This window comes from Bartonella sp. CL70QHWL (assembly GCF_042194855.1).
Taxonomy (GTDB): Bacteria; Pseudomonadota; Alphaproteobacteria; order Rhizobiales; family Rhizobiaceae; genus Bartonella.
Map to the genome: position 1 here is coordinate 8,774 of NZ_JBHINJ010000014.1, position 10,714 is coordinate 19,487.

Annotated in this window: 9 protein-coding genes; 3 read left to right on the forward strand and 6 right to left on the reverse strand. The window is 36.8% G+C overall.

The window, feature by feature from the left end; genetic code table 11:
• The first annotated feature begins 106 nt into the window (after positions 1-106).
• The 3 genes from ACFIJZ_RS07055 to ACFIJZ_RS07065 all read left to right on the forward strand — a co-directional run bounded on the left by ACFIJZ_RS07055 (position 107) and on the right by ACFIJZ_RS07065 (position 2,444).
• Positions 107-472, forward strand: a complete 366-nt coding sequence (locus tag ACFIJZ_RS07055) for a hypothetical protein (protein WP_273791326.1) — start codon at positions 107-109, stop codon at positions 470-472.
• A 44-nt stretch (positions 473-516) separates the two neighbouring features.
• Positions 517-966 carry a hypothetical protein gene (locus tag ACFIJZ_RS07060; RefSeq protein ID WP_273791317.1) on the forward strand — a complete coding sequence of 150 codons (450 nt, stop codon included), beginning with the start codon at positions 517-519 and terminating at the stop codon, positions 964-966.
• Positions 967-2,297: 1,331 nt separating this feature from the next.
• Positions 2,298-2,444 (forward strand): hypothetical protein, encoded by a 147-nt coding sequence (locus tag ACFIJZ_RS07065; RefSeq protein ID WP_375631406.1) that lies wholly within the window; start codon positions 2,298-2,300, stop codon positions 2,442-2,444.
• Positions 2,445-2,810: 366 nt separating this feature from the next.
• On the opposite strand, the gene ACFIJZ_RS07070 is transcribed toward ACFIJZ_RS07065, so the two are convergent.
• From ACFIJZ_RS07070 to ACFIJZ_RS07095, 6 genes are all read right to left on the reverse strand, one after another.
• On the reverse strand, positions 2,811-3,572 hold the full coding sequence (locus ACFIJZ_RS07070) for a DUF4167 domain-containing protein (protein ID WP_375631407.1): 762 nt from the start codon (positions 3,570-3,572) through the stop codon (positions 2,811-2,813).
• A 1,690-nt stretch (positions 3,573-5,262) separates the two neighbouring features.
• Entirely contained in the window at positions 5,263-5,706 is a 444-nt protein-coding gene (locus tag ACFIJZ_RS07075; protein WP_273791315.1) for a hypothetical protein, read from the reverse strand.
• A gap of 2,098 nt (positions 5,707-7,804) precedes the next feature.
• A complete protein-coding gene (locus tag ACFIJZ_RS07080) occupies positions 7,805-8,602 on the reverse strand; it encodes a hypothetical protein (protein ID WP_375631408.1) in 798 nt (265 codons plus the stop codon).
• A gap of 90 nt (positions 8,603-8,692) precedes the next feature.
• Positions 8,693-9,019 carry a hypothetical protein gene (locus ACFIJZ_RS07085; RefSeq protein WP_273791313.1) on the reverse strand — a complete coding sequence of 109 codons (327 nt, stop codon included), beginning with the start codon at positions 9,017-9,019 and terminating at the stop codon, positions 8,693-8,695.
• Between the two features lie 699 nt (positions 9,020-9,718).
• Positions 9,719-10,084, reverse strand: a complete 366-nt coding sequence (locus ACFIJZ_RS07090; RefSeq protein WP_273791312.1) for a hypothetical protein — start codon at positions 10,082-10,084, stop codon at positions 9,719-9,721.
• Positions 10,085-10,222: 138 nt separating this feature from the next.
• Positions 10,223-10,510, reverse strand: a complete 288-nt coding sequence (locus ACFIJZ_RS07095; protein WP_273791311.1) for a hypothetical protein — start codon at positions 10,508-10,510, stop codon at positions 10,223-10,225.
• Positions 10,511-10,714: the final 204 nt, after the last annotated feature.

Here is a 10,714-nt window from a genome sequence, read left to right on the forward strand (position 1 = left end):
ATCTCAAAGGGGAACTAAAAAACTTTGAAAGCGTTTAACAGTGAAGAAGCCCCTAGGCTGACAAATTGGAGTCCGCTCTGTCAACCTCTCATTTGGAAAATAATTGATGAATCCCCTTGTTTTTATCCTCTTATTAGTTTCATGTACAGATGATTTTAATAGTTGCTATTCGAACAATACAATGGTTAAAATCTATCCAACGGCTCAAGCTTGTGAACAAGCCATGGTACCGTCCACAAAAAAGTTTGCACTTTATGGACAACAAATTTTTGCCCAATGTATAAACGTACATGCAAATTTGCATCAACAAGAAGTAAACTTGATCTGGTCTGTAACAAACCATGGAAATTTTCTTCTTAAAAGCCAAAACGTAAAGGACAAGGTGTCTACAGTCCACAAAGAAGATATTTTACCAACATCGCTTCCTCTTTTGCATTCTTCTTCCACAAACCTCTTGCACAAAAAACTTTAAAAGCATAAACCCATCAGATCTCAAAAAAATAATCAATGAAAGACATGATGGATAATAAGCGAATGCAACCTTCAAAAGACCATCACACAGAGCAAAATTCTCTGCCTCAAGATCTCCCTTTAGACCCTGCCGTAGAACGAGTGAGAAAAAAACTTATGGGTTTAATGATCATTTCCGTTTTAATAACGCTTTTCCTTATTCTAACCGTACTGTTTTTAATTGTTTATAAAGTGATAACAACCGGATCAGCGCCAAAACAAACCGAGTTATCTTCCTCTCCCAGCAAAAACCCACACGTTATCCATCATACGCTCTCTCTACCGGAAAAAACACAGATTTTGTCGCAAAGCCTCTCAGAACACAATATTGTACTGAAAGTTTTAACCCCTGATGGACAAACAAAATTTATGATTTACAATTATCATACCGGTGCTCTAATCGCCGTTCTTTCTGTTGAAACAACAAAAGAGAGTTCGAAGATAATGCCTCATTAAGAAAACTAACATCAATAAGCGCTTAACATAGCATCCTTGAAGATTTAACATTTTCTGCAAGCCGACACTATCACACGCTTTGCCAACTCGTGGGTGTTGCCAACAGCCCTTGGCGCTAGAGAGAGTTCATAAGAGCCATTTTTATTCCTTTCTTATACAAATTTATCCACACGGGCTCTCCCCGTTTGCAACGTGCAAGCGAATGGTTTTTGTTGATTCAACATGGAACAAATTTGGACATGAGAGAATTCTAGGGGCTTAGGGGCTCTCACCTAACATTCAAAACAATGAATTATTATTATAAATCAATGTGATAAGCATTAAATATACACCACACGGGCGACGGCGCGTTTTTTACTGTATCCCCTCACTTAAATCTTGGAAAAGAAGAAACCTTTCTGTCAACGCATTCCCATTTTTAAGAAAACTGACATCACTTGGGAAAAGCTAATAAACGTGCAAGAAATACCTCTTCTTGAGTGCAAAAATTCAACATATTAATTTATAGTGATGATTTATTTTGCATGTCAAACGAGAATCTCAAATACTGTATGATTCTCCCTTTCAAATCTGTTCGTAAGAAACTGAATCAAAATCATTTCTTTACATATCCCAGCAAGGAAATGGATGAATAAAAATACCTCTTATGAATGATCCGGTATCAAAAGAAGAACTGTTGTAACATTGAAAATTAAAGCAATAACGCCCAGCTTACATCTTTTATTAAGCAAAGATAGCCGATGAATTTCACATAATAGAATTCATGAACACCAGCGCGAAATGGGCATAAATACATTGAACAATATTAAATATAAGTGTGAATTAAATAAAAACAACGACATTGCGTTCTTCATACAAGAACTGCCTCTTAAAATACACGGATGCGGTTTTCTCTGTATTTCCTCACTTAAATCCCAGCAAAGAGGCAATCTTTTCTGTCAACACCCTTTGTTAAGTCTCAATACTGCCCGTGAAAATCTAAAGAAAGCGCAAGAGGCTTCTTGAGTATATACAATTTACTATCATAATACCAATAACATCACCACAAGCGCTTATACAGCACCTTTCAGGTTTAAACATTTTCCTCTGCCTCAAGATTGACCACTTGAGCGACGGCGTGGTTTTCCCTGTATTCCCTCATTTAAATCCCAGCAAAGAGGCAATCTTTTCTGTCAACACCCTTTGTTAAGTCTCAATACTGCCCGTGAAAATTCAAAGAAAGCGCAAGAGGCTTCTTGAGTATATACAATTTACTATCATAATACCAATAACATCACCACAAGCGCTTATACAGCACCTTTCAGGTTTAAACATTTTCCTCTGCCTCAAGATTGACCACTCGGCGACGGCGCGGTTTTCTCTGTATCCCCTCACCTAATCCAGGCAAGGAAGAATCCTCTTTTGTTGCTGTTGATGCATCTCCATTGCTAGAGCTTTCTGCTGTTGTAAGTGAAAGCTCAAGAGATGATTCATCTTGAGTCCGTACAGTACGTCGACGGGGAGAACGACGTGTTTTTTTGACGGGTTCAACATTTTTCTCAGAAAGACTGTGCTCTTGATCTGTTTTTCCATCCGATAGAGCCTCTAAAGTGTTTTCACGCGCATCCCCATTTTGCGCTTTATCATATTGGCCATTGCCATTTTTTTGCGACGACGTATCTTTCTCTGTATTCCCTCACTTAAATCCCAGCAAAGAGGCAATCTTTTCTGTCAACATCCTTTGTTAAGTCTCAATACTGCCCGTGAAAATCTAAAGAAAGCGCAAGAGGCTTCTTGAGTATATACAATTTACTATCATAATACCAATAACATCACCACAAGCGCTTATACAGCACCTTTCAGGTTTAAACATTTTCCTCTGCCTCAAGATTGACCACTCGGCGACGGCGCGGTTTTCTCTGTATCCCCTCACCTAATCCAGGCAAGGAAGAATCCTCTTTTGTTGCTGTTGATGCATCTCCATTGCTAGAGCTTTCTGCTGTTGTAAGTGAAAGCTCAAGAGATGATTCATCTTGAGTCCGTACAGTACGTCGACGGGGAGAACGACGTGTTTTTTTGACAGGTTCAACATTTTTCTCAGAAAGACTGTGCTCTTGATCTGTTTTTCCATCCGATAGAGCCTCTAAAGCGTTTTCACGCGCATCCCCATTTTGCGCTTTATCATATTGGCCATTGCCATTTTTTTGCGACGACATTTGTAATACATCTGTATCACCCTCAACAGCATCCTTTTTTTCACCATCAAGATTTATTTCACCGCATTCTTGCCCATTGTTTTCATCACGATTTTCGTTTTCATCACCACGATTTTCATCACGCCGAACCGATTGAGACATTTGCCCAGCTGCTGCTAAAATAATACGCAAATAGTGCTCGGCATGTTGTAAATAATTTTCCGACATAACACGATCGCCTGCACCTTGTGCATCACGCGCAAGGCTTATGTATTTATCAGCAATTTGCTGAGCATTCCCGCGAATTTTAACATCCGGACCGCTACTTTCATAATTGCGAGACAACGGATTAGGACCGCGACGATTATTATTGTTATTACCATTATTGTTATTATTGCGACCGCGTACCCGTCTATTTTGTTGTGGCCTCATCTTTATCCCTTTTTGGAGTGTTTGTCTTATTGTGTGTCTTAATTGACGCTTCCTCATTACATTATCTTTTGATAATGCTGATCATTTTTAACATACGATTATCAAGCTATCCGCGTTTATTTCACTCAAACGAACCCTACTGATATTGATAAAAGCATATATTTTCTTGAAAATCACAAAACAGCAGGGAAATCGTAAATCAAAAATTCCCTTTTTCTCTGTCAAACAGCAGAAATCTAATGATGTTCACGTAAAATGCCAAGTGTTTTTTTTAAAATAAACCATATTTCACTAAAAAAATAATTATCTTGTGGAAAACAAAAAGGAAAACACACACACAACATACCTGACAAAGAAAAAATTCCTGCCAGAGAATATTAGAAGCTTCCTTTTTTGCTCTAAAACCACAGCTCTTAAAAACGCCGATATTCTCTACCCCTCGTGCATTTAAACCACAAGCACTTCCATCCCAACGAGTCACTGCGCGAACCTCTTTATTTTATAAATATAGCCTCTCTTCATCGCTAAAGCAACCCCTTGCGAGCGATAATCCACGATCGCGTCACAAAACCTCTTGATTTTTATAGATAGATTAACACGAAGTATTATTCAAGCCCTATAATCACCAAGAGATCAATCTTCTTTTCCAAATAAGCTAACGATACTATCAATTTCTATTTTAACCCATAGAGTTTTTAAGTTAATCACAGTTTTTATTTATAACAAATTGAGCTTAAAAATAAAATATTTAAATACAAAAAAATATTAAATTATGAAAAACCCGACCAATATATCAAACTTTTTTTAAAAAATCAGTTTCTTCTCAACAAAATACCCTCCTCAAAGCCTATCAATAAGAATGGCCTAACGCATTTCCTCACTTATCTTTTCTGATAAAGTATTTTCTGATAAAGAAAACTAGAATTATAAAACAAGCACATTTGTAAACCCAGCACAGCGTTTTACGCATGAAGAAGCCTTGAATGTTTATAAAAGGAAGTTTTTTTACTCATTTTAGTCATGTCTATTGACTTACCCCCTCAAAGAACGAAGATTCTCGAGTCACACTGGTCTGTCAACAATGAAAATTCTTATAAAATTCGTACAGTGAATTGGTTTATAATGATAATTCATATTTGTTGTGTTGAGTAAGAAAACTTAATACCGTAGGATTTTTCATTTTCTATCTGTTTGCTGTTGAATCAATCTCTTTTTCTTGCATGTTACACGTGGGAAAACCTGCGTGGAGTAAAAACAATAAAAAAGACTTAAAGTACCTCTTATGAACCGTCTCTAAGGCTAAAGGGCTGTCGAGAGACACCATTGGGAGCAAGCAAAGTGTGAGATAGTACCGGCTTACTCTTTTTTAAATCATAAAGATGAACATGCTCTATAAATTTTATACATTTTATGAGGATTATACCATTCACTAAAACCATTATGAAATGGATTTCCCACACTCGTTATTTCCCTTTAAAAAGCGCAACAAATCCTCCTGAAACTCTACCACGCCCTCCCCTTAAACATTTCAAGACGGCATCCATACCTTATGTCGCCACACCTTAAATAAGAAGTGCGATATAACAAGATAAATAAATCAGGTTGCTATTGGTCTTGAGGCAGATAGTCATTTAAGAGGCTTTTATTTTTTTATAAAAATTCGCTTCCTTTTAACTTTCCGTATAAAAACTTAAAAGTAATTGCGCCTTTTGCCTGTTTTATTTTCTTTTTCATTGAGAAAACAGTCTCGTAAGAGAAAATAATTTCCATCCCCAGGACGGACCATCGTCAAACATTGTTTTTTAGCACTATCAGAAAGCTTATCCCACATTTCACGAATAGCAAAATAGGCCTCACTTTCCAAATTAAGACAATGCTGATAAACTTCTCTTTTCATATCGGGCATAACGGAAGCAGAAATTTCCTTGCAATATACGCGCAGATCAAAAACAGGAATAACCAATTCAACGGGTGCTTGTTGTGTTACTTTTTTATGAGAAGAAAAATAACTAACCACCTTAGCAACAACAAAACACAAAAACACTATACAAAAAAGTATTATGCAAACAAAAGCAATCTTGCGATATAATCTTTTGAAATAAGCCTTTTGTCTTGCTCGGATTCTTTTTTCCATAAAGATTGTACCCTTTAATATCCCAAGAGAAGCTTTTACAGCAAAAAATGATAGAAGTATTTGTGTACACAATACAGGTTATAGCAACAAACGATCAAGACTCTTATGTCAAAAGCCCCTCTTTTTTTATCGTATAATTCTTATCGTATAAAATTCTTGTAAAACACTTTTCTCATGCCCTTTATGAAAAAATAGGGCTGATGATTTTCTCTCACCACCTTTAAAGACGAAGATTCTTCATCCATGCGGATCTATAAACAATTCGTCTTCTTTAAGACATGTCATATTGATTTATAAAGAGTATTTATTGTTTTGCACGTTGAATGAGAGACCCGAACACCATAGGATTCTCTCATTTCAAACCTGTTTATGTTAAATCAACCAAAACCATGTCGCTTACAAGTTACAAGCGGAACTGGCATGTGGATTAAAAACTGTATAAGAAAGGCATATGCCTCTTATGAATCGTCTCACGAACCAAGGCTTTCGTAACATTGGAAACTGGAAAAATATATGAGAGTACCAACCTGCACTTTTATGAAGCATAAAGATGAGGGAGATACCTTATAAGTTTTATACATTTCATAGGGGCTTTACCCCTATACCATTGACGAGTGTTCTTGTAAAAGGGACTTGGGAGTGGGATATCTCTTTAAAAACAAGTCCATGAATATGCAATAAATGTATATTCGGAGACAAATAATATTTTAATATTTGAGGCATTCTGTTTTTATGTGAGAGGCATGATCCCAAGAAGACACACGATACATAAAAGCATAAGGCATTATCTTCATTATTTAAATAATATTGCTATAGATAGTTTTGAAAATTATAAAGGAAAAAGATGATAGTCCGAAGAGTGAATAATATGCCTTTATATTTTTCTCAATAAGGCTGTCTTCCTATTTCAGAAATCACTCAAATACAGCCCCCATCTGACATACATAAAGTCTAGCTTACAAAAGCTGGAATCGCTCAGAGAGTTTTGCCCTTCTGAATCCGTAAGGCTCTCATTCTTCTTTCTCTCAAACATGTTACAGCTTTGAAATTTGATGTTGTTTGACAAGCAACAAAAAAGCTCTGTACTCTCTTAAGAAAACAACGCCTTAAAGTTACACACATAATGGATTGGAAAGATGTCTTAGCTTTTTATCAAACGCGCTGTAAAACAACGAGCGTAACATATTGGCTTTTTGCTTATCCCAAAATGTTCATCCTAATTTCTTGCCTCCAATTCCCTTGCCTCCAATTCCCTTGCCTCCAATTCCCTTGCCTCCAATTCCCTTGCCTCCAATTCCCTTGCCTCCAATTCCCTTGTGTCCCATGCATAAAGATCAAGTTGAAGGAAATATATGGATAACCCTAGACTTGAAAATATGAAAGGAAGGCGTGACAGAGTTTCGCGTTCCTTATGTCATGCAAAAGCATTAGACATTCTGAAATAAGCACTCTTTCTATCTCGTAATGATTTCTTTTTTCTGCTACCGGTCAAATCCCTTTATTTAGAGAATTGGCTATCACAAGTTATGCAACAAATAGCGCTATATGCAACAAACAGAACCTGATTTATATCCGCATGGAATTCGTTCCAGTTTACATGATTGGCTCGCAAAATCCACTTGACTTTCCCCTTCTTCTTTCCCCCTCATGGGATCTCTATCACCATAGAACAAAAAGCGATATTTTATGACGCTTTATGGACAAAATCCCCACCGCCCGAAGAGTTCATCACATGACGAAAAAACACCCCTCATATTCACCACACACAAACACTTCAATATATAAAATTTACATGCCTTCTATCACCGCACTCTCAAAAGGCAGCACGACAACAAGATAAGAAATTATTGATGTAAAACTCCAAACAAAGAAAAGAACGGACTTTCTAATCGAGATCAACAAATACTGTTAAATCAACGCTTCCATTTTTGATGATGTCACACCTATGCTTTATAGCACCCCTATCACACTTCATAATACCGAAAAATTTTCTCTGCCCTACGCACTATGCGCATCAGAACCAATCAAATAAAACAGAAATGCGCTATCTCCCTACTTTTTTGTTTTTGATTAAATAGCAAGATATAGCTGTAATTCTTTAAAGAGCTTCATACCATAGATTCATTTTATACATAATATCATCAACAGAATGTTTGTATGTGCTGCAGGAAGAATCCCCAGAACGCTCCATATGACCACTGGATGAAGAGCTGTTACAGGATTCTACAAGAAATGCCAGTGACATTGGAGATAACGCATCCTCGCTATCAGAATAATAAGCTGATAAAAAAGTGTAATCTTGTGAAGGAAGTGTCCCCGAATTTACTTGTGATGGAGCGGCAACAAAAAGAGAATTAAAGGTTCTAGGACCAATGACAATATCACCATTCGCTTGCTGCATAATACTTCTTGCAGAGTATATATGATTTGTATTGATTGCCCCCAGCGAAGCCCATTCATCCTGCCATAAATATGCATAATAAAGATCCATAACTTGTTCATGTTGAACAACGTTGTCAGCAGACATGGCTGTATCAAAGAGTGAGTTAGGAACATAATAAAAATTTATATCTGGAATAATTTCATATAGCCAGTACGTTTCATCAGGATTATTAGCAATCTGTTGCCGCGCCATTCTGTAAACTGCATCCATATTTGCAGTTGTAGACACAAATGCTGAAGTCTGTTGAGCAATAGAGTGCCCAGTTACATGATGTATGATATCCTGATCATCCCCCCAAGGGGCAAAACCTCCTCCAAAGAATATAACAGATGGAGAGCGATCATCTATACGGAAAACCATATGGGGAGGATCAATAGCATATGACAGATTTACATCTGAAAAGAAAAAAAATAAAACTGTCACTAAAAATACTGAGAATGCTCTTTGAAACATTTTTATACCTTTGATATACACTCCATATTTTATACCTGTAACCTCTTGAAGCGTTACAGATATAAAAAGGGAGAAAAACCCCTATTGATCTTATTTTAAAGTGATGGCTAAAACCCTTTTTGCTGGCACATGACCCGCTTCAAAAATAACCATTACTTTTCTGTTCAAAATGACTGCGGTTTTTGCCAAATCCAAAATACTTTTTCCAACAATGTTATCACAGCCCCAAATACCTTTTTGAATGTCTGAAGTAGGGCTGATACCGTATCTGAGCTCTAGGCGACATTGTGCTCCTGCGCTAACGACTTGAACCGAATTGAGATAACCGTTTTGTTCATAAACTCCAGCATGAGAAACACCTGTTGTTAATGCTATCATCACCAAAACAATGGATATTTTTTTCAAAAAACTTTTCATAATTTACCTCTTTTAAATTTATTGCAACGGACATGAAATGCATCCCCATGCAATCTAATGGATATTTTTAGCCTCCTCGCCTCCTTAAAGACGAGAATTTTGACCAGCTTTAGCCCGTGATAAGGCTGCCTCATCTCAGTCTATTCTGACCCCTACCCCGCTTGTTGCACGATTTATTTTACAGGCTCTACAGCAAAGCCTTCCCTTATTGGTGCCGCGTGAATGATGACTTATTCACACAACAAAACATCGCATGCACAAGCTCTATCATTGGCAATACTACCACTGAAAATGTCTGCCATTGTTAATGTACGTGCATTCTACGGATTCAAAATGTGTCTATGATTTATTGCCTATCGCAAGCGGCATACTGTCAACAAAGACAATTAAGACAAGTATTTACAGCCTCACTACGCTTAAAATCTTTCTAACACCAAACGCTAGAATGAAATTGCCATCTAAGCTCAAACGACGATTGATGCAAAATTACTCAGTTTAAAATAGAAAAAACTGTAGTTGAATATCTTAAGATAGATCCTCAATACCGATCACTCATGAATTCTGTAAAACATGAACGATTATACTCTGAGTAAAAACTGTAAATCAGAAAACTGCTAGGGTTAAAATAACCTTAGTGTAGAAGATTGACCATTTTCCAAGCATCACTTATTTAAGTCACAACGAATACAGATAATACGCTTAATTATCACGCACTCTCAGCCCTCGAATAACATTGATTGGATAGTTACTTCTGTAACAAATATCAACGAATTGCGATGTACTGTAAGCTCTATAGGCCAGCTCAACAATCTCAGGACTTTGAATATGAAATGTTCTTCCTGTAATTTGTGACATTTCTGGCTCTTCTGTAGGCCTCGTTTCCAAAACAGAGAGAATATTTACCCCTTGCAAATTTTTATATGGAATGACAGAAATATTATTGATGATTTGTGATCGAACCATTGTTCCGCCGATATCTGAACAATCATCTGAAATAGTCCTCAAACGTGCAGAAGCTGGTCCAGTAAGACACAAAGCTAAAAATATTAAAATCAATTTTTTCATTATAGAATACCTCTTTTTCATTTTTGGTTGATCAAAAAAATAAATGCTCTATGGACAGGCAAATAACTATCCTGTTCACAACTATCTATCTCACTGCTTTAAAGGAGCTAAATCCCATAGAGACACAAATCGAGATGGTTAATCACCCATCGTTTTACTTTTATCCGCTTCTTCAGCGTCTTGTTTGTGTTTCACATCTTCAAGATCTTTGATAATCGTTTTCAATTGTTGTTCTAAAATATCCAAACGCTGTGTAAGTTGGAGAATATTTTGAGTCTGTATTTTATCAAAACATTGGAGATCTTGACGTGTTTGCTTCAACAGAGCATTCAAAGGAGCATGTCCCATTCTTCCGCTAGCATAAAGAACCACACGAATACATTCCGGATCATCAATATCAGCAATAGAAAATGGAAAAAGTGCCATTATATCCCCCTTTTTGATAAGCTAAACGCGTATTAAGGCATTTGCATCTCTTTTTTCGTTGTACGGCTCTTGCATTTCTCAGAAAACCTCAGAAAACCTCAGAAAACCTCAGAAAACCTCAGACAATCTCAGACAATCTCAGACAATCTCAGACAATCTCAGACAATCTCAGACAATCTCAGACAATCTCAGACAATCTCAGAC